16 protein-coding genes and 1 pseudogene are annotated in these 18,745 nt (G+C 68.5%); 8 read left to right on the top strand and 9 right to left on the bottom strand.

The window, feature by feature from the left end:
• Positions 1–24 precede the first annotated feature (24 nt).
• The 6 genes and pseudogenes from OG223_RS18325 to bla form a co-directional block, all read right to left on the bottom strand.
• A complete protein-coding gene (locus tag OG223_RS18325) occupies positions 25–1,068 on the bottom strand; it encodes a 2-hydroxyacid dehydrogenase (protein WP_329249472.1) in 1,044 nt (347 codons plus the stop codon).
• Entirely contained in the window at positions 1,065–2,228 is a 1,164-nt protein-coding gene (locus OG223_RS18320; protein WP_329249470.1) for an aminotransferase class I/II-fold pyridoxal phosphate-dependent enzyme, read from the bottom strand. The genes OG223_RS18325 and OG223_RS18320 overlap by 4 nt, the downstream gene beginning before the upstream one ends.
• Complete coding sequence (locus OG223_RS18315) at positions 2,225–3,226, bottom strand: hypothetical protein (protein WP_329249467.1); 1,002 nt, start codon at positions 3,224–3,226, stop codon at positions 2,225–2,227. The genes OG223_RS18320 and OG223_RS18315 overlap by 4 nt, the downstream gene beginning before the upstream one ends.
• A 50-nt stretch (positions 3,227–3,276) precedes the next feature.
• The gene (locus OG223_RS18310; protein WP_329249464.1) at positions 3,277–4,731 is read right to left on the bottom strand and encodes a helix-turn-helix domain-containing protein; all 1,455 of its coding nucleotides are present in this window, start codon (positions 4,729–4,731) and stop codon (positions 3,277–3,279) included.
• Between the two features lie 525 nt (positions 4,732–5,256).
• Positions 5,257–5,556, bottom strand: a pseudogene (locus OG223_RS18305) (IS1380 family transposase); the annotation flags it as partial.
• 119 nt (positions 5,557–5,675) lie between these two features.
• Complete coding sequence (bla, locus tag OG223_RS18300) at positions 5,676–6,593, bottom strand: class A beta-lactamase (RefSeq protein WP_329249462.1); 918 nt, start codon at positions 6,591–6,593, stop codon at positions 5,676–5,678.
• A 171-nt stretch (positions 6,594–6,764) separates the two neighbouring features.
• Between bla and OG223_RS18295 the strand changes: the two genes are divergently transcribed.
• Complete coding sequence (locus tag OG223_RS18295) at positions 6,765–7,949, top strand: abortive phage infection protein (protein WP_329249459.1); 1,185 nt, start codon at positions 6,765–6,767, stop codon at positions 7,947–7,949.
• On the opposite strand, the gene OG223_RS18290 is transcribed toward OG223_RS18295, so the two are convergent.
• A complete protein-coding gene (locus OG223_RS18290; RefSeq protein WP_329249456.1) occupies positions 7,901–8,428 on the bottom strand; it encodes a GNAT family N-acetyltransferase in 528 nt (175 codons plus the stop codon). The genes OG223_RS18295 and OG223_RS18290 overlap by 49 nt on opposite strands.
• A gap of 805 nt (positions 8,429–9,233) precedes the next feature.
• Between OG223_RS18290 and OG223_RS18285 the strand changes: the two genes are divergently transcribed.
• The 5 genes from OG223_RS18285 to OG223_RS18265 are packed head-to-tail and all read left to right on the top strand — an operon-like array spanning position 9,234 to position 14,968.
• Complete coding sequence (locus OG223_RS18285) at positions 9,234–11,075, top strand: SCO2524 family protein (RefSeq protein ID WP_329249453.1); 1,842 nt, start codon at positions 9,234–9,236, stop codon at positions 11,073–11,075.
• A gap of 3 nt (positions 11,076–11,078) precedes the next feature.
• Positions 11,079–11,996, top strand: coding sequence for an SCO2523 family variant P-loop protein (locus OG223_RS18280; protein ID WP_329249450.1), 918 nt, complete (start codon positions 11,079–11,081; stop codon positions 11,994–11,996).
• Positions 11,993–12,976: an SCO2522 family protein gene (locus OG223_RS18275; RefSeq protein WP_329249447.1), complete on the top strand. Its 984-nt coding sequence runs from the start codon at positions 11,993–11,995 to the stop codon at positions 12,974–12,976. Before OG223_RS18280 ends, OG223_RS18275 begins: the two co-directional genes overlap by 4 nt.
• A gap of 1 nt (position 12,977) precedes the next feature.
• Positions 12,978–13,946 (top strand): SCO2521 family protein, encoded by a 969-nt coding sequence (locus OG223_RS18270; protein WP_329249444.1) that lies wholly within the window; start codon positions 12,978–12,980, stop codon positions 13,944–13,946.
• Complete coding sequence (locus OG223_RS18265) at positions 13,943–14,968, top strand: hypothetical protein (RefSeq protein WP_329249442.1); 1,026 nt, start codon at positions 13,943–13,945, stop codon at positions 14,966–14,968. The genes OG223_RS18270 and OG223_RS18265 overlap by 4 nt, the downstream gene beginning before the upstream one ends.
• On the opposite strand, the gene OG223_RS18260 is transcribed toward OG223_RS18265, so the two are convergent.
• The gene (locus tag OG223_RS18260; protein ID WP_329249439.1) at positions 14,934–15,773 is read right to left on the bottom strand and encodes an ABC transporter permease; all 840 of its coding nucleotides are present in this window, start codon (positions 15,771–15,773) and stop codon (positions 14,934–14,936) included. The genes OG223_RS18265 and OG223_RS18260 overlap by 35 nt on opposite strands.
• The gene (locus tag OG223_RS18255; protein WP_329249436.1) at positions 15,770–16,684 is read right to left on the bottom strand and encodes an ABC transporter ATP-binding protein; all 915 of its coding nucleotides are present in this window, start codon (positions 16,682–16,684) and stop codon (positions 15,770–15,772) included. The genes OG223_RS18260 and OG223_RS18255 overlap by 4 nt, the downstream gene beginning before the upstream one ends.
• A gap of 133 nt (positions 16,685–16,817) precedes the next feature.
• Between OG223_RS18255 and OG223_RS18250 the strand changes: the two genes are divergently transcribed.
• Positions 16,818–18,017, top strand: a complete 1,200-nt coding sequence (locus tag OG223_RS18250) for a sensor histidine kinase (RefSeq protein WP_329249433.1) — start codon at positions 16,818–16,820, stop codon at positions 18,015–18,017.
• Positions 18,014–18,688 (top strand): response regulator transcription factor, encoded by a 675-nt coding sequence (locus tag OG223_RS18245; RefSeq protein WP_329249430.1) that lies wholly within the window; start codon positions 18,014–18,016, stop codon positions 18,686–18,688. The genes OG223_RS18250 and OG223_RS18245 overlap by 4 nt, the downstream gene beginning before the upstream one ends.
• The last annotated feature ends 57 nt before the right edge of the window (positions 18,689–18,745 follow it).

Raw genomic sequence — 18,745 nt, 5'->3', positions numbered from 1 at the left:
CCTCGGCTTGAGCCGCGACGGGCACTATGTGCTCGAAGGCAAAGCTCCGTAACTCGGTAGCCCGGACCGTGTCTGACGAAACCAGGGGTTCACGACCAGTGCCGAGTTCCCGCCGTCAAGGACGTCGCACACCGATTCCGCGCTGAGCTGCGCTGCGCGCAGGTTGGCCTCGGCCGTCAAAAAGCCCTGCTGGGGCATGCACAGGAACCGATCAGGGCCGAGCGCTATGAGCCTGCGCCAAGCCGGAGTCAACCGTAGCCCGTCGCTGGCGGCCCGGACTCCGTTCAACCGGATCACGTTGAGCAGCGCGTCGACATCGATGAGGTCCGGATGCGCCGTATTGACCAGGAACGCGCCGTGCCGCAGACGGCTGAGGTCGGCCGCAGTCAGCTCCGGACCCTCCCCTTCCGCGGGACCTGCACGGTGCAGGGAGACCACGTCAGCGCGCTCCAGGAGCGCGGCCTTGTCGACGAAGGAGGCGGCCGCGGTTCGCTCGAGATCTTCATTGCGCCGCCGCCCCGTATACAGCACCTCCATTCCCAAACCGGACGCCGCGATCCGCGCCACCTGATGGGCGATTCGGCCCGCCCCGATGATTCCGAGCGTGCGGCCTCGCACCTCCAGACCGACCGGCCCTATCTCCCCTAGCGCCGCGTCGCCGTCGCCCGGTCGGGCGATCGTGCCGAACAGCGGCCGCGCCAAACTGAGTATCAGCAGCATGGTGAACTCGGCGACAGACTGGGCGTTGGCCCCCGGGGCGTTGGAGAGCGCGATACCGAGTTCGAGCGCGCGCTGCCAGCCGGGGATCAGAGCCTGATAGTCGGTTCCGACGAACGCGACCGTCTCGAGCACCGGCGCGGCGCGCTCAAAGTGCTCAGCCTTGGGCTCCTCGTATCCGCCGAGGAGGTAGCCCGACGCACCCCGGAGCGCATCGTGCAGTTCGGCGTCGGTGATGACGTCCTTGCGTAGCCGTCGCGTGGTGAAACCGCGCGACGCGATCAGATCGAGGACCTCGACGCCGACGAGCGAGGACCCAGTCACCAGGATGACTCGCGTCGAGCTCGTCACTGTTCACCGTCCGCGTGCATCGACACCCGCGAGCACACATCTCGGGCGGCGCTGAAGACCGTCCGCATGCCGTCTTCAAAAAGTTTCTCATCCCGCAGCAAGGGGACCCGGATCCGTTCACTCCCGGGATTTCTCTGCCACGAACGGTCCCAGAAGAAGCGGTCCCCGGGCAGCAGAGCGACGCCAGAACGGCGGCAGCTCTCGACGATGTGGTCGCGGCCGGTGTCGCAATGGAGCCACGCCACCGTCGGCTGAAAGCCGCCGCCCGCCGACCTCGGTGTGCCGCCCGCACTCAGTTCCGCGAGAAGAGCGCCGTTCGCGGCCGCGATCCGGCAGGCACGGGCCACCTCGGCGTCAGGGCCCTGCTGACCGAACAGGTAGCCGAGCATCCGCAGGTCGAGTTCGGGCAGGTTCAGCAGAATATCGCCGCAGATGCGGCCAGTTTGCTGCGCCAGAGTACGCGACGCGCTCAGGACGCCGAGCTTCGTGTCGTAGAGCGGAATGGTCTTACCAGTGTCGTCGACAGTCAGCACCTGCGCGCCGATGCCGTCCGCAGACTCGATCACATCGAACCGCAGACCCGGGTCGAACATTCGGAAAGAGAGATCCAGGACCAGTGTCACGCCACGCCGTGCCGCCCAGCCCAGGAGGCCGATCACCTGATCGGGGAACATCACGGTCCCGGTCGGGTTGTTCGGCACGACCACGATCAGTGCGCCGAGGCTCAGACCGTCCAGGTAGTCGAGGTCGACAGCAGGAAGTACGCGCCGCTCCGGCACGGGGGTCAGGTGCAGACCGCTGCGGCGGAAGAGCGCGGGGACGCTGTCGAAGGTTGGGGTGAGTAACCCGATCGGTCGACGTTGCGGGAGCAGCTGCTTTGCAGCGGCATCGAGGGCGATGGAAGCGGAGTAGGTGAGAAACGAGGAATTCGTTCCGTACTGCTGCCCGGTGTGTCCCGAGAGCGCGGCGCGGAATGCCTCCTCGGCCTCGAAGTAATTGGACCCCTGCTTGGCGAGCAGGCCCTCGAGTATCGCGGCCAAGCCCTGAACGGACTGTGTGGAGAGGCTGTGGCGCGCATGAGCGTCCGCCAGATTCACCGTATCGCGCGCGAGCGCGGGCCACTCGTGCTGAGTCAGCGTGCTCGCTGTTGGAGTGTTCATGGCTGGATCTCACACGTGATCAGCGAGAAGGCTCCGCGCCCCGAGCGGACAGCGCTCTCCAGGATGCGCAACCGTTCAACCCGGTGACCCAGGTCCGCGAGGAGCCTCTCCGCAGTCAGGCGCCGAGCGTCCTGACCGTCGTCGGCCGGTTCGTGTTCGAGGACGACGGTCACTCGGGGCAGCAGCCGTGCCACGTTGCCGACGACTGAGGCCGCGATCTCCTCGTACGCCGGGAACTCTGCCGGCCTGCTAAGTGCGTGCGCCACGCCGGCTGCGGTCAGTGTGCGGACCGCGGCGCCGTAGAGCCCGAGGCCAGCTCGCGGGCGAGGCGAGCGCAGGCCAAAGGGCGGTGAGGCGTAGATCACGGCATGCCGCGCCTGGGCGAGCGGACCGGGCTGCGCATACAGGTCGGCCCAGACGCCCTCGTCGGTGGCGTCGGCCCACACCACCGTGTTGAGCTCGTGTGGCGACGGGCTGACGGCGAGATCCTCAAGTATCACCGACGGCTGAGTCGGGTGTTCCGTGCCTTGGCTCAGAGTGGCGGTCACCGCAAGGCACAGTGCTATTGGCGAGGGCGAGTCGGGCGCTCGGGCCGAGCAGATCGGCTCCGCCGTGCCCTCGACTCGCCCGGCTTCAACGAGCAGCTCGGCGTCCCGCACGCTCGCCCGCGCCTTCGCGACGGAGACACACGCGAGCACGGGATCGAGCTCGATACCGAAGAACGGCAGGCCGCGCAGCCGCGCAGCCCAGGCCGAACTGCCGCTCCCGCAGAGCGGGTCGATCAGCAGGTCGGCCGCGGGGCACAGGTCGTCGAGTATCTTCAGCGTGGTCCTCGGGTTCGAAGCGTTGCCCGCCTGATACCACCGGTCGCCGGGTTCCGTCGGATCGGGCAGATACGCTTCCAGGCTCTCCGGCCATTGGTATACGCAGGGTTGAAGATCCCGGGCCCGCTCCGCGCGCCTCCGCTCTGAGATCAGCGCTCTCCGCTGTTTTTCCATGCCTTCGCCCTTTCTGTCTCGGAACGAGCAGTCGGAGCCCTCGCCTCGAGCTATGTCGCCGAGTCGGTGCCCTTGGCCCTTGCGGGCCGAACGTCCACTGACTGGAGGTAGTCGGACAGAGCCCGCACCGAGCTGTTCGTCGCCTGGAGCGAGGACATGCGGTCGACGATTTGAGTGATCCGCCTCGGCACTTGGCCGGACCGGTACTCCGCCGGCAGCTCGTACCAGGTCTCCATGATCTGATTGCAGGCCGCGTCGACGTCGTTCGACCGGACCAGTGCGGCCGCCTGATCGAGTTCCAGCAGGGCGCGCCCGGCCAGATCCTGGCCGGCGAAGGGATGGGCCAGCGCCACCGCCCGCATCTCGCGGGCCAGTTTGTCCTCGCCGACCACGCTCAGCGCGTTGGACTCGTGCCAGCGCAGGAAGTATTCAGAGATCTTGGTGCCGTCCTCGACCGTCGCGGCTGCGGGCAGCGCCGCGAACATGGCGTCGGCGCGCCGCACCGCGTCGAGGGCTTCGCGGCGTCGGCCGAGCCGTGCTTGGATCCCCGCCTCGGCCAGGTAGCCGTAGACCGAGGCGCTGCGCGCCCCGGCCAGCCCTAGAGACTGGGCTGCTCGTGCCGGTTGGAGACCGAGTGGAAGGGCGTGGTGGAAGCAGCCGTAGGCGTCCGACCAGTGCGCGAAGATCCATGCCTGCAGGCTCTTATCCTCGGCCTGCCGCGCCGCGTGGTCGGCGATCCGGAACCAGTTGAACGTGTCCGGCATCGCGGACACGTCGGTCACCCGGATGCCGATGTATCCGGCGTTGCGCGCGATGAGACGATAGAGCCGACGCTGCGCGTCGAGCGTTGGCTTACGCAGCAGCAGTCCCTGGACAGCTGCCATGTTCAGCATGCACATGGGCACGAAGTCGGCCGGTGCGGCACTGTAGAGCAAGTAACCAGTGCGCTCGGCGCTCTCCTCGAGCTCTGCGAGGGAAGCCCTTGGGTCCCGCGCGGACCATGACTGGGGCACGCCAGCATGCGGCAAACCGTGGGAACTGGCGAGCGCAAGAAGACCGCTCACCCCGCTTTGGAGGAGCGGCCGCCGCCTCATGTCGCGAACGCCTTGATCGATGGTGAGAGGGGCCCGGTGTGCTGGACCGTCACGGATCCGCTCCTGTTCTGCGGAGAAGTCGTAACCGAACCCGAGCCGATCCGGCCGGGTCTGGTAGAGGTAGCACAATGCCTTGAGGTAGTGCGGAGAGGGTGTGTCAAGGCCGTTCTCCCAGCGCGAGATCTGCTGATGGGCCAGCCCTTCCGCAGGCGTGTCCCACTCGCGCAGTATGCCGCGTACGCATTCCGCCGCATTGGCGAGCGTGAGCCCGTGGGCGGCGCGGTGCGCCCGCAGCAGCGAGACGCGGCAGTGCTCGTGGATCGCCGTCGCCGCCTGTGCCTTTGTGCCGCCGTCCGCCTCGATCCTGCGGCTTAGTTGACGCCCGCACGACCAGCCGTGTTTCGCTCCCATCCCATCCCCTCCCGGCTCGTGACTGATCGTCACGCTACTGCTACGCCGTGGGCGTGTCGATGCGAGCCGAGGTTTTGCACGCACCGCGTGCACAGGCTGCACGATCAACGGGCATCGGCGGTTCCACCCTGGTCGGTCGCATGCCGGCGGCTCAGCATCGGCGGTAACGAGTACAGACCATGGAGAGGGATGCCATGTTCACGCTGAACCGTCACGGTCGGCGCCACACGCACGCCGGACGCTCTGTCCGCGAACCAGACAACGCGCGCAAGCCCAACGGCCTGGACCGCGTGTCGTTCGTCTTGCAATTGATTCAAGTGTGTCCGGCTGTCAGCGCCTGCGTCGGCGCGTTCTCCGGCCCATTATGGCTGGCGAGGACGCTTGCCGTCGGCTTCCTGACTGCGGCTTGGGTCTCGGCGCTCCGAGTACGTACTTTGCCCGGGCATCGCTCGCAGTCACAGCGTTCCCGGTCGACCCCCGGTCATACGCATCCCCGAGGAGAGGGCCCGAGCAGGCGTTGGGACCGCGACCGCGGGTCGGGGTGGAGGCGACGGGGCCGAACGCCTTCGGCGGGTCGCGTAGCAGGGCCAGGTCCGCTATCGCCTCGCCGCCGTCGGCGAGCATGACCACCGCGAGATCGACCGCGATGCGGCCTGGGCCGTGCCCGCTCGCAGGCGGTCGCAGCTGACGTAGTGCGTCTGAGAAGACACTGGTCAGGCCAGTGGCTTCGGAGAGGTCGGCCAGCAAGCGGGATCCGGCGTGGCTGACTGCTCCGTGACCGTCGGCCGACATGACGAGCTTGGGACGCGACCGGGCAGGGTGCATGCAGAAAGTGCCTTCCTGCTGTGATGGCGGAGACCTCAGTCAAGCCTCATCTTCCCAGCTCAGAAGGAATTTTCGCTTTTCCGCTCAAGACTCGACCACCGCCGGGGGAAACGCGGAGGCTAGCTGACCGCTGCCGCGACCAACTTGGCTGTGTCCGCGACCAGTTGGTTGTCGTACGGCGCGTCGGGCAGGGTCGGCTTCGTCGTCAGGACCGCGAGGACGACCGGGTCACCGGCCTCCGTCCAGGCGATGCCGACGTCGTTCGCGGTGCCGTAGTCACCGCTGCCCGTCTTGTCGGCGATCGTCCAGGTCGCGGGGAGCCCGGCGCGGAAACGGGCGGCGCTCGTCGTGTTGTTGAGCAGCCAGGCGGTGAGCCGGTCGCGGTCGGGGCGGCGCAGGGCGTCACCGAGGACGAGCCTGCCGTACAGCCCGGCGATCGCGCGCGGGCCGGTGGTGTCGGTGATCCGGTCCGGCTCGGCCGAGTTGAGCTCGGTCTCCCAGCGGTCGAGCCGGGTGACCCGGTCGCCGAGGGAGCGGGCGAAGCGGGTGATGGCGGTGGGGCCGCCGAGTTCGCGCAGGAGCAGGTTGCCGGCGCCGTTGTCGCTGTAGCGGATCGCCACGTCGGCGAGCTGCTCGACCGTCATGCCGTCGGCGAGGTGCTCCCGGGTCCGGTCCGATCCGTCGACGAGATCGGCCTCCGTGTAGTGCACGACCTTGGAGAGGACCTCACCGTGCCGGTCCAGGTCCCGCAGGACGGCCGCGGCGGCGAGCGTCTTGAACACCGAGCACATCGGGAAGAGTTCGTCGGCGCGGTGCACGACGGTCTTCCTCGTACCGAGGTGATGCGCGAACACGCCGACACGGGCGCTGTGTTGGTCTTCCAGGGCGGACAGACGGGCGGTGACGCCGGTGTTGTCCGACGCCTGCGCGGAGGAGGCGCTCGTGAGGAGGGTCGCGGCGGTGGCGGCGCCGGCCGTGAGAACGGTACGCCGGGTGGTCAGGGGCGTCGTAGGAAACTGTGTGGAGCCTGAGATCACGCTCTCCTTTGTTCGGTGGATCGGTGGTTCGGTGGTCCGGTCTCCGTCGACGGTCGGTCGATTGCCGTCAACGATCTCTCCAGTGACCGACGCGAGAGCTCATACCTTGGTTGCGTCGCCGTAGACCATCGGGCGACTTCGGGGCGGGGCCCGGATCGGCACAGTGGGCGCATGGCGAACACACAGGGGATCGCGCGGGGGATCACTCGGGGGCAGTTCCTGGCGGGGGCGCTGGCCCTCGGAGTGGCGGGCGCGCTGCTGCCGTCAGGACAGGCGACGGCACAGCCGCAACCGCGCGCGAAACATGGCCGCCGCCCCGGCCTACGCCGCCACGGCGTCGTCTACACGGTCGGCGAGGGCGAGACCCCCGCCACCGCCTGGAACCCGCGCCGGATGCGTGCCGACCTCCGCGCCATCCGCGACGAGCTGCACGCCGACACGGTCGACGTCACCGGGGACGGCGTCGACCGCCTCACCGCCACTGCCGCCGAGGCCGCCGAACTGGGCCTGCACATCTGGCTCCAGCCCACCCTCGCCGACGTTCCGGAGCGGGACATCCTCGAACACCTCGCGGAGACCGGCCGGTTCGCGGAACGCCTCCGGCGGCAGGGCGCGAGCGTCGACTTCAGTGTGGGCTGCGAGTTCTGGCTGTTCGTGCCCGGGATCGTGCCCGGCGCGACGGTCCTGGACCGTGTGCAGAACCTCCTGAACGGCATGTTCGACCCGGTCGGGATGCAGCGCAGGCTGGACGCGTTCACCAAGAAGGCGGCGGCGCACGGCCGTTCCGTCTTCCACGGCAGCCTCGGCTACGCGGCCGCCCAGGACGACAAGGTCGACTGGAACCTCTTCGACATCGTGGGCATCGACTACTACTCGTACTTCCGCCGACCAGCCGACTACGTGTGGGAGTTGAGGGCCTACGAACGCTGGGGCAAGCCCGTGACCATCACCGAGTTCGGCACCTGCGCGTACGAGGACGCCGAGAAGACGGCCGGCATGGGCTGGAACGTCGTCGACTACGACAAGGACCCGGAGGAGATCAAGGGCCACCGGATCCGCAGCGAACACACCCAAGCGGCTTACGTGGTCGACCTGTTGGAGGTCTTCGAGTCGATGGGCCTCTACGGGGCGATGGCCTTCGAGTTCGTCACCCCGGACGCCCCGCACCGCGCCGACGACCCGCGCCACGACCTCGACATGGCGAGCTACGCGATCACCAAGACCGTCAAGGACCGTCCAGGGGACCCGAGTTCACCTTGGCACTGGGAGCCGAAGGAGGCGTTCCGCGCGTTGGCCCGGTACTACGGTCACAGGGCGAGCGTCATGAGGAGTCGGTGCTCGCCCGGCCCGAAGTAGTCCTTCAGCACTCCCTGCTCGGACGAGAACCCCAGCGAGCGGTACAGCATGATCGCGGTGGCGTTCGTCGGTTCCACCGTCAGGCGGACCTGGTGGACGTTCTCCGTGCGGAGCCGACGCAGGGCCTCGACCATCAGGCGCCGGCCCAGCCCGCGGCCCTGCTGATGGGGTGTGACGGCGAGGCTCATGATCCAACTCACGTAGCCGTCCGAGGTGTTGGCGAAGAGGATGTATCCGAGAAGGCCCTCGCCGTCGTCGAGGACGAGGATGCAGTCGCCGTGGATGTCGCAGAGCTGCCGGAGGACGAAGGTGGGGTACGGCTCCTCGGGGAAAGCCTCCCTGTCCACGCGCAGGAGCTCGGGCAGATCGGCCTCGGTGACGCCCCTCAGCGTCAGGTGTCGGTCGGCGCGGTCGGCGAAGAATGCCTGGTCAGCGCGGCGTCCGACAGATGGAAAACGTTCCTCCGGAAAAGTCGCCATTGAGCCTCCTGGGGATACAGGGCCAAGTGCATGTTGACAGTCGTGCGGATGGTGCGGATGGGGCACAAACGACCTGTTCTTTCTTGTGTGTTCGGAGTGGTTCCAAACATCTTGGGTAGAGGAATGTCGTGCCTCCGATGTTGGTACTGTGAATGAATGGCTGTGAGACCTTCCGGGGGGCAGGTGAAGAATTCAGATGTCTCCTGGGAGGCATTCGACCCGATCGCCTACGTTGATCACAACTATCGTGACCTGTAGGCGGAGGATGCGGAAATCCTGCACATCGTGCGAGATCATTTTGCTGATCATTTTAGGAAACAGGCCGTCGGCACGGTTTGCGGCATCGTTGTAGATGCTGGCGCCAGCATCTACAACGCTCTGTCCAAGCTGCCCTAGTGTGACGAGATCACGTTTTTCGGGCACTCGACCGCGAACGTCAGGTACCTGGAGGGTCAGTGCGACTCCTACGACTGGAACCGTCAAGGTCGAACAGGGCAACTTTGCCGCCGCTTTTGTGGAACACTCCAAGGGGTATGATGCGGGTGAGTATTTTTTCCCCGCATGCGACGTGGGAGAGGTCGAGGTGCGTGAGAGTCTCGAACCATTCGTGGACGGGCTCAACGCGCAGCGGCTCAAAATCGAGGGCCGGGTGCGGGGCGGTTATTCTGGAATGATCCTCTCCTATTGCTGGCGTAGGAATTCGGACGCACATGTTCCGATCTTCCGATCGGGTCGATCGGCGAATCACCGCAGAATAGGGATACTCCTCGGCTAATGGCAGAGTGGTCTGCGTGGGGGGCATGACATGCAAATCAAGCCGCGGCAGCACCTGCTGGACATCTGGCAGGCGGTCGCCCGTCACTCGTTCGACGGGGGTGAGTGGGCCTGGGGCAAATGGGGCGGCGAGAGCAGTGTCGCCGACGCCGAGCGCCTGCTCTGCCTCTTCTATCCGGCGACGGAGCTGCCGTCGTTCCGGCTGGACGACCCCGACACCACGCTGACCGACGTCCAGCAGACGCTGAAGCGGGCCGGCGGACGACTGGAGATTCCGGCCAACCTCGTCACGGCCGCCGTCGAGTTCATGCGCACCCACACCGACGACAAGAGGCCCACGTTCGCGGGCGGTTACTACTTCCAGTCCCGGGACAAGGACCAGGACCTCACCGAGGAGCAGCGCCAACTCGGCGTGACCGACTCGTTCTCCATGTCGATCACCCTCTGTCTCGCCCTGCTCGGCTTCCTCAAGGTCTACGAGTCCAAGACCCGCCGCAGCGACATGCAGGAGACGATCAAAGAACTGAAGGCCGCGACCAGCAACCGGCTCACCGCCGCCATGGTGAGCCTGCTGCGGTCGTTCACGGTCAACGTCTACGACACCGACTCCTCCCAGGGCCAGACGCTCTGCGAACTCCTCGGCCAGGGGCAGTTGTCGCAGCGTCAGGTGCTGGAGCAGTTCCAGCGGCGGTTCCGGCCGCTGCGCGCCGCCATCATCGAGAGCTTCATCCTCGGCCTCGACGTCCAGGAGGCACTCAAGGACGAGAGCCAGCTGTTCGAGTGCGGCTGGGCCTGGAGCCTGGTGCGGGACGCGCCCGAGGTGGAGACCGAGGAGACCATCGGGGCCCAGCCCGTCGGCGTCGCCAACCCGGTGCCGTACCTCTATTTCACGGTGGTCGCGCTCGACGGGATCCAGGACCTGTTCTCGGACCGCACCCTGACCCTGGGGCTGCTCAACGCCGAACAGCAGAAGCTCGCCGAGGCGTTACGACTGCGCTGGGAGATCACGCAGCAGTACTGGTCGCGCATCGCCCGCTTCGACGGCGACCGCTGGCCCCTGGAGGACATTCCCTGGCGTACGACGGGACAGCGGCTGGAGTCGGAGTACTTCTCGCTCTCGGTCGCCGCGATCCTCGTGCACGACCTGATGCGCCGCCGGGCCACCGACGACGACCTGACCCGCACCGTCCGCGTCATGGAGCGCCTGGCCGAACGCGGCCGTATCACCAGCCGGATGACGCGCGACGACCCGATGATCCAGCTGCACAACCCCGGCGTCACCCTGCCGCTCCAGGGCGGCGGCACCATAGGCCCGCCGATGGACTGGACGATGAGCGACTTCTCGGCCCAACTCCTCAAGCGCACCGTGCAGTTGTGCACGCTCTCCCGCAACCTCTCCGCGCATGACCGGCTGCTCAGGCTGGCCGAGGACATCTTCGGGCATGTGTGGCGGCGCCGGGTGGGCGACGGCGAGGGCTCCGGTCTGTGGGACAACGTGCACGCCATCTACCCGGAGACTGCCCTCACCGAGGGACCGGTGTCCTGGAGCATCACCGAGCGCGTCACCGAGGTGATGGTCCAGGTCCACAACATGTACGCGCAGCCATCGATCCGCAGCCTCGAACTCACCGAACTGGCACGGGCGTTGCTCAGCGAGTCCACGCACCTCCTGGGCAACGAACAGATGGCACCCGCGCCCAACTCCGACGGAAAACGCGGCATGCAGCTCAGGGGAATCGAGGTCAAGTTGCGTCGCGCCCGCGCCCTCGTCGACGAACAGCCGGGCACCGCCTGCTCGTTGACCCTCGACGTACTGGGCCAGCTCGACGCACTCGCCCGGGCCCGCGAAGCCGCCAGGGCCCAGGGAGTGTGACCCGTGCTGATCTTCGCGGCCTCCGACAAGGGAGGCACGGGCCGCTCCGTCACCAGCGCCAACCTCGCCTACCAACGGGCGCTGATGGGCGACGACGTCTGCTATCTGGACTTCGACTTCGGCTCGCCCACCGCCTCGGCCGTCTTCGACGTGCCCGAAGCCCGCGAGGCCGCCGAGGACCGCGGACTGCACTCCTATCTGATAGGCGAGATCAGCGAACCGGTCAGGATCGACGTCTGGGCGGACACCGAACACCGCGTCCTGCGCAACCAGCCGCCCGGAGCGGGCCGGTTGATCCTCATGCCCGGTGACCTCAGCGGCGGCGAGTTCGCCACCTCCGGCGACAACCTGCGCCGCTGCGTGGACCTGCTCCTGCGCCTCAACGGCGAGTTCGACCTGATCGTCGTCGACCTCAGCGCCGGCCGCAGCTACGCCGTCGACATGGTCCTCGCGGCCACCTCGCAGCGGGCGATGAGCGGTGTCCTGGCCCGTTGGCTGGTCTTCCACCGCTGGACCCGCCAGCACGTGGAGGCCGCGGCCAGCCTCGTCTACGGCAAGCGCGGCATCCTCGCCGGCGGCGTCGCCCGCGGCCACGACGAGGACGCGCTGCGCGGCGCCATCCGCTTCGTACGGGCCGCCGTACCCGATCCCGACTCGGCGCTGTGGTCGCAGGCCACGCCCACCCAGTCGGCGTGGATGGAGCAGTGCGACACCGAGTTGAAGCATCTCGCCTCGCACCACGGCATCGGCTACAGCCAGGTGCTCGGCTCGGTGCCGCTGGAGCCCGTCCTGCAGTGGCGGGAGCAACTCATCACCGACGAGGACGTGTTGGACAGCCAGATCGCCACCATGGAGACCTGGCAGGCACTGAGCGACCTGGCCGCGCGGCTGACCGACGACAAGTACTGGGAGGAGGCATGACGGAGGCCGTCTTCCGGGAGACCACTGCCGACCCGGGCACCCAGTCCGTGCCGCTGGCCCATCTCTCGCTGGAGCTGGGCCACCTCTACATGGAGGACTTCGAGGCGGGCCCCGAGCGGCTGCGCGAGCACTTCGCCGAGGTACGGATCTGGGTGGAGGCGGCCCGCGCCGCCACCGCCCGCCGGATCGGCGGCAAACGCCCCCGCATCAGCACCTGCTTCCTGATCGACGACTACTTCACCCGCTTCTCCACCCCCGCCGAACTCATCCCGCTGGTCCTCGAAGAGGCCGAGAAGGCCGGTCTCGTCATCGACTACCTGGCCCGCGAGTCGGGTTGCGCGGTTGCCGACCGGATCGAGCTGGCCGAGTCCGTCATGCACCGCCTGGTGGAGTCCCCGCCGCCGGGCAGCCACGGCTCCCGCCCTCCGGTCAGCCAGACCGGCTGGCTCGCCAACGGGCAGCGCACCACGCCCACCCGCAGCGCCCTCGCCGAGATCGTCACCTGGCAGCCGCCGCAGGAGACCGCGGCCCGCAACCACTCGGTCTTCATGGACGTCGAGTTGTGGTCCGACACGGACAAGGGCCGCCTGTGGTCCTGCCCGTTCTTGGTCGCCGTATGGCAGTTGGCCCGCCTGGGTCTGCTACGACACCTGGGCGAACCGGTGTTGGTGCCGCGCCCCTGGACCGGCGGGGACTTCCCGCACGACTGGGACCGGCTGCCGCCGCTGCTCAAACTGGGCGACTCCCGGGTCTCGTTCAGCGCGTACCGCACCTGCACGCTGATGGCGAACCGGTTCCTCGCCGTCGAGGACGCCGTACGGCTCATCCTCGACCAGGTCGACGTCGACACCGAGGCACTCGCGCAGGTCGCCAAGCGGTCGGCGGGCGAAGGCGTCGCGGTGCCGGAGGCGGTGGCGCAGCGCGCCACGTACGTCTTTTACGAGGATTCCGCCAACCCTGCTGCGTGGGAGGGGAGTTGACATGACGATCCCCGGACGGCCCGCGTGTTCGGTCCTCGTCTGCGGAGAGGTGCGCACCTGTCTGCTGCCGTCTTTCCAGTCTCTGGACGGACGGGCCGCCGCCCAGTTGCTGAGGCTGCGCGCCGACGAACAGGTCCTGGTCTCCGAGCGGCCCAACCTGTACGCCCTCTCGCCCGAGGTCCTGACGGGCGTGGACTGCCGGCTGCCCACCTCGAACGGCGCCGGGGTCCGGGCCGTCGGCACGGTGGCAGGCCGCGCTGCGCTAACCGAGGGCCGCGTCCTGCAGTCCACCGCCTACTTCAGCACCCCGGCCGACGGCCCCGAGGTACGCCGTCCCTGGGGGCACTATCTCGTCCGGCCCGGGGTGGTCGAGCCGTTCGGGAGACTGCACGAACAGGCCACTGCGGAAGGCGTGTTGCGCGGTGGCGGGCGCGGCGAACTGGACCTGGGGATGATTACCGAGGAGCTGCTGGCGCAGTTGGTGCGACATCCACTCATCGACCACAAGGCACCCTTCAAGTCCCGCCGCACGCACCTGCGATGGGCCGCGCGACGGTCACCCGAGGGTGAGGGGCCGTCGCTGGACCGCTTCATACTGGCCGAAGACGGGCTACGGACCATCGAGTTGAGGGTTCCGGAGAACATCCCGGCCGCCGCGGTCGCGGGGCTGTGTGAGGACCTTGCGTTGCACGACTGGCTTTTGACGACAGTGGTGCACATGCTGGAGAACAGCCGGCTCGGTGCGGCGGACGGCCCCGCCGCGGTCCTGGCGCTGCGCCCGGCCGTCGACCACCTGCTGCACCTGTGGATGCCGCGCGCGCACGTGGACCGCAGGCTGGGGCACCTGTGGGACGTACTGGAGCGGGAACCGGGCTTCAGCCGCCAGTGGGAGAATCTGCGCCAGCGCATTCGGGATCAACTGGCAATACAGGCCATTCCGTTGCTGCATCAGGCGCTGACCACACGATGAGGCACCAGACCCGGCGCGGGCCGAAGCTGTTCCTCAGGGCGCTGTTCGCGGTCCTGGCGGGGGTGGTCGCCTTCTTCGTGACCGGCGCCCTGGATGAGGGCGCCAGCGGCTTGGACCAGTGGACGATGGCCGTCGTCCTCGGCTGTGCGGTGCTGATCGTTCAACTGCTGGTGGACTTCGGCGAGCGGCTGGAGGCCGTCCAGGAAAGCCAGAAGTGGCGCATCCAGGACATGAAGGACAGTCTGACCAGCCATCACATGGAGATGCGCGCGGCGGTCGACGAGAGCTTCGCCAAGATCAACGCGGCGACGGAGCTGTACAGCAAGGTCGACGGCTCGGTGCTGCGCTCCGACGAGGTGACCCGGCTGGTGCTGGGCTACACAAAAGTGGGCGAGCAGGGCGCGGACATCGTGAAGGCCTTCGCCGAGGAGGAGTTGGGCCGGCTCGCGCTGCTCATGGAGAACCTCGGCAACGGCACGGCGGACTGCCCCGGCGAGAACCACGAGTGGCTGATCGACCTCACCAAGTGCGTCAAGCGGACGCTCTACGCCACCAGCACGTCCGTGGACCGCGACTTCTGGTCGAGCGAGCCCGCACGGCGGTATCTGGCCGCCCAGGAGACGGCCATCAAGTCACGGCGGGTGCAGATTCGGCGCGTGTTCCTCGTCGACGACGAATCCGAGGTCACCGGCAGCCTTCGCCAACTCTGCGAAAGACACGGCAAGTTGGGGATCGACGCGCGTATCGCGGTCCGGGCTCTGCTGGAACCCACCGCCCAGATGAACTCGCTGAACGACTTCATCGTCTTCGACGGCGAACTCTCCTGCGAGACCGAGCCCGACATCCGGGTCATGCCGGCCAGGACGACGCTGAAGCTGACACGCGAGCATGTGGAGGAACGCGTCAACCGCTTCAACGTGTTGTGGGAGGCGACGGAACCGACCCCGGAACGGGATCCGGAGCCGGAGCCCGACGAGGGAAGAGCGGTCACGCATCCCGCCGGTCCACGCCAACAACCGTGACCACCACCGCGACCGCCGCCCACACCGCGAACACGGTCCAGGCACCCCCGACGGTCGTCGGATACCGCGAGCCCAACAGAGACGGAACGTGCCCGTAGTTGACCTGCACGAGACGTTCCCAGGCGTTGAAAGGCAGAGCGTTCCGTACGCACGCCGTCCAGTGGTAACGGTCGGTGACGAACTCGGGGAGGAGCAGGAGGACGCCGGCCGTGAGGACCATTGTCGTGGCGCTGTGCCGGATCAGGGCGCCCAGCGCCATGCCGGCCAGTGCGGACACCGGGGCGAGCAGGGCCGATGCGACGATCACGCGCCAGGCGCCGGGATGGGTGATCGACAGGCCTGCGTGGCGTCCGGAGAGGATGGCCTGCGAGGCCGCGAAGGACGCCCCGGCGACCACGAGGCCGTATCCCGTCATGACGGCCGTCACCACCGACACCTTCGCCGACATGAGCGCCCGGCGGTCCGGCACGGCCGCGAAAGTCGTACGGATCAGGCCCGTCGAGTACTCGCCTACGACCGTGATCGCGCCGACACTCGCCACCGTCAGGATCAGGATCATCGCGGCGCCCCGGGTGAAGGCGTCGAACAGCGCGGTGTTCTCGAAGTGGGCGCGCATCATCGCGTTGTAGTGCGGATAGTCGACGTAGTCGGCGCGGGCCGCGTTCGCGTTGAAGGAGATCACGGCCAGCGCGCCGAGGCCGAGCGCCCAGTAAGTGGAGCGCAGGGTACGGAGTTTGAGCCACTCGGCGGCCAGCAGGTCACCGAAGCGGGGGAGGGGCAGGGGAGACGCGATCACGGTCGTCATCGGGATTCTCCGGCCAGGTACTCGACGCTGTCGGCGGTCAGCTCCATGAAGGCGGCCTCCAGCGAGGCGCGCTCGGTCGTCAACTCCCGTATGAGGAAGCGGTGTTCGTGTGCGAGCTCGCCGATGCGGTCGGCGCTCGCCCCGGTCACCTTCAGCGTCTCCTCGTCGTGCGAGGCCACCGTGGCGCCCTTCGACAGGAGGACGGCGGCCAGCGCACCCGCGTCCGGTGTCCGTACGGTCACCGTCGGCGCCGTGCCGCGGGCGGCGAAGTCGGTGAGGCTTTCGGCGGCTGTCAGTTCGCCCTTGCCGATGACGACGAGCTGGTCGGCCGTGTTCTCCATCTCGGACATCAGATGGCTGGAGACGAAGACGGTACGACCCTCCGCCGCCAGCTTGCGGAACAGCTCCCGTACCCACAACACCCCTTCCGGATCAAGCCCGTTGAGCGGCTCGTCGAAGAGGAGGACGGGCGGGTCGCCGAGCAGGGCGGTCGCGATGCCGAGCCGCTGTCTCATGCCGAGCGAGTAGCCGCCGACCCGGCGCCGGGCCGGCCCCCCGGCGAGGCCCACCTCGTCGAGGACGTCCTCAACCCGCCCCGCCGGGATGCGGTTGCTCCGGGCCAGGATCCGCAGATGGGCCCGCGCGGTCCGGCCGCCGTGCACATCGCCCGCGTCCAGCAGCGCGCCGACGTGCCGCAGGCCGCGCGGGTGGCGGCGGAAGGTGTGACCGCCGATCGTGGCACTGCCACCGGTCGGCTCAACAAGTCCCAGCAGCATCCGCAGAGTTGTCGTCTTTCCGGCGCCGTTCGGGCCGAGGAATCCGGTGACGTGCCCGGGCCGGACCGTGAAGGAGAGTGCGCGTACGGCGGTCGTGGGGCCGTACCGCTTGGTGAGTTCGTTGGCTTCGATCACCGGACCACGGTCGCGCGGGCGACCGGTCCCCGGCATCGGCCCGGCGCCGACACTTCTACGGTGTCGGTGTCGACCCAGGTCGTACGTCTCCGGGCCGATGACCGCACCCGCCCCGTGCTCCTACGATCGCGGTATGCCCGTCACCCCGCCGCTGCCCCCGCTCAAGCGCGTGCCGCCGGGCGCCTGGACGGGCGTGCCCTGGATCTACGGCACGCTGTTCGCGATCCGCGCCTTCTTCCACCTCCCCTACATGCCGACCGACCCCTTCCCGCCCACGTCCGACGGCTGGGTGCTCATCGCGTCGGGCAGTGTCCTCGCCCCGGCCGGGTGCGTGCTGTTGCGCCGTCGTCCGCTCGCGGGGCTCGGGCTGCTGCTGGCGGGGACGTACGTGGTGACGCTCGGCCTGAACGGGCTGACCCTGGGCCTGATCCACTACGCGGCGATCGACATCGCCGTGGGCTGGATCGCCGCGAGTGCCGCCCGCCACCGCAGCCTCACCGCTCTCGCCCTCGCGATCGCGGTCCTGCCCGTCTACCAACTCACCCGGACCGGCCTCGGCCGCCGCCTCCTCTCCCTCTACGACACCGGCCGGGGCGACTGGCAGAGTTGGTCGGCGCTCGCCCTCTCGGCCGTCGTCGCCTGGCTGATCGGCAACTCCGTCCGGCAGAGCCGCGCCTACACCGAGCGGCTCGCCACCCGGACCGCGACACAGGTCGTCACCGCCGAACGGCTGCGTATCGCACGGGAGATGCACGACACCGTGGCCCACAGCATCGGTATCATCGCCCTCCAGGCGGGCGCGGCGGCCCGGGTCACCACGACCCAGCCGGAGGCCGCGCGGGAGGCGATGCGGGCGGTCGAGCACGAGGGCCGGGAGACGCTCGCCGGGCTGCGCCGCATGCTCGTCGCGCTGCGGGCCGCCGACGAGACGCCTGTCCTGTCCGCCGGGCTCGGTGACATCGACCGGCTCGCCGCGACGTCCACGGCGGCCGGGGTACGGGTCGAGGTGCGGCGGCGCGGTGAGCCGCGTCAACTCCCGCCCGACATCGACCTGTCGGCGTTCCGCATCGTCCAGGAGTCCGTCACCAACGTCGTACGGCACGCGGGGACACGCGCGTGCCGGGTCACCCTCGACTACCGCGACGACGAACTCGCCCTGGAGGTCACCGACGACGGACGCGGTCATGGCACGGTGACCGACACCGGGTTCGGGCTGGCCGGCATGCGGGAGCGAGTCGCCCTGCTGCACGGGGAGTTCACGGCGGCACCGCGTCCCGAGGGCGGCTTCCGGGTCGCGGCGCGGCTGCCGGTACCGACGGTGGTCGCCCGATGAGCGGGCCCGTCCGCGTGCTCCTCGCCGACGACCAGCAACTCATCCGTACGGCGCTGCGGATGGTGATGGCCGACATCGACGACATGGAGGTCGTCGGGGAGGCGGGCACCGGGGCCGAGGCGGTACGGCTGACCGCCGAACTCGCCCCGGACGTTGTGGTGATGGACATCCGCATGCCCGGGACGGACGGCATCGAGGCCACGCGCAGGATCACCGGGAGTCCGTCGGCGGGTGCGGCGTCGGCGCGGGTGCTCGTCCTCACGACCTTCGACGACGACGATCACGTCTACGGCGCGTTGCGCGCGGGCGCGTCCGGGTTCCTGGTCAAGGACATGGCCCTGGACGACATCATCGGCGCGGTACGGGTGGTGGCCGCCGGGGACGCCCTGATCGCCCCGAGCGTGACCCGGCGCCTGATCCGCGACTTCGCGTCGTCCCGCCCCGAACCGGCCCGGGACCGACGGGAGTTGACGCGCATCACGGAGCGGGAACGCGAAGTGCTCACGCTGGTCGGCTCGGGGCTGTCCAACACGGAGATCGCGGCCGAGCTGTGCATCAGCGTGGCCACGGCGAAGACCTATCTGACCCGCCTCTTCACCAAGCTGGACGCGAGGGACCGGGTCCAATTGGTGATCCTGGCCTATGAGGCGGGGCTGGTCTCTGTGAGGTAGCGAAAACCCCTCGCCCACGCTCAACTCCTCCGGTACGTTCACCAGGTTCTTTTCACA

Source organism: Streptomyces sp. NBC_01478 (assembly GCF_036227225.1).
Taxonomy (GTDB): domain Bacteria; phylum Actinomycetota; class Actinomycetes; order Streptomycetales; family Streptomycetaceae; genus Streptomyces.
This window is presented reverse-complemented; position numbering and strand designations above follow the sequence as displayed.

Bases quoted from the DNA above. Each gene is read 5' to 3' on its own strand.
- OG223_RS18270 (WP_329249444.1), top strand. From the start codon at position 12,978: ATGACGATCCCCGGACGGCCCGCGTGTTCGGTCCTCGTCTGCGGAGAG.
- OG223_RS18250 (WP_329249433.1), top strand. From the start codon at position 16,818: ATGCCCGTCACCCCGCCGCTGCCCCCGCTCAAGCGCGTGCCGCCGGGC.
- OG223_RS18290 (WP_329249456.1), bottom strand. From the start codon at position 8,428: ATGGCGACTTTTCCGGAGGAACGTTTTCCATCTGTCGGACGCCGCGCT.
- OG223_RS18275 (WP_329249447.1), top strand. From the start codon at position 11,993: ATGACGGAGGCCGTCTTCCGGGAGACCACTGCCGACCCGGGCACCCAG.
- OG223_RS18295 (WP_329249459.1), top strand. From the start codon at position 6,765: ATGGCGAACACACAGGGGATCGCGCGGGGGATCACTCGGGGGCAGTTC.
- OG223_RS18285 (WP_329249453.1), top strand. From the start codon at position 9,234: ATGCAAATCAAGCCGCGGCAGCACCTGCTGGACATCTGGCAGGCGGTC.
- OG223_RS18260 (WP_329249439.1), bottom strand. From the start codon at position 15,773: ATGACGACCGTGATCGCGTCTCCCCTGCCCCTCCCCCGCTTCGGTGAC.
- OG223_RS18320 (WP_329249470.1), bottom strand. From the start codon at position 2,228: ATGAACACTCCAACAGCGAGCACGCTGACTCAGCACGAGTGGCCCGCG.
- OG223_RS18265 (WP_329249442.1), top strand. From the start codon at position 13,943: ATGAGGCACCAGACCCGGCGCGGGCCGAAGCTGTTCCTCAGGGCGCTG.
- OG223_RS18315 (WP_329249467.1), bottom strand. From the start codon at position 3,226: ATGGAAAAACAGCGGAGAGCGCTGATCTCAGAGCGGAGGCGCGCGGAG.
- OG223_RS18310 (WP_329249464.1), bottom strand. From the start codon at position 4,731: ATGGGAGCGAAACACGGCTGGTCGTGCGGGCGTCAACTAAGCCGCAGG.
- OG223_RS18245 (WP_329249430.1), top strand. From the start codon at position 18,014: ATGAGCGGGCCCGTCCGCGTGCTCCTCGCCGACGACCAGCAACTCATC.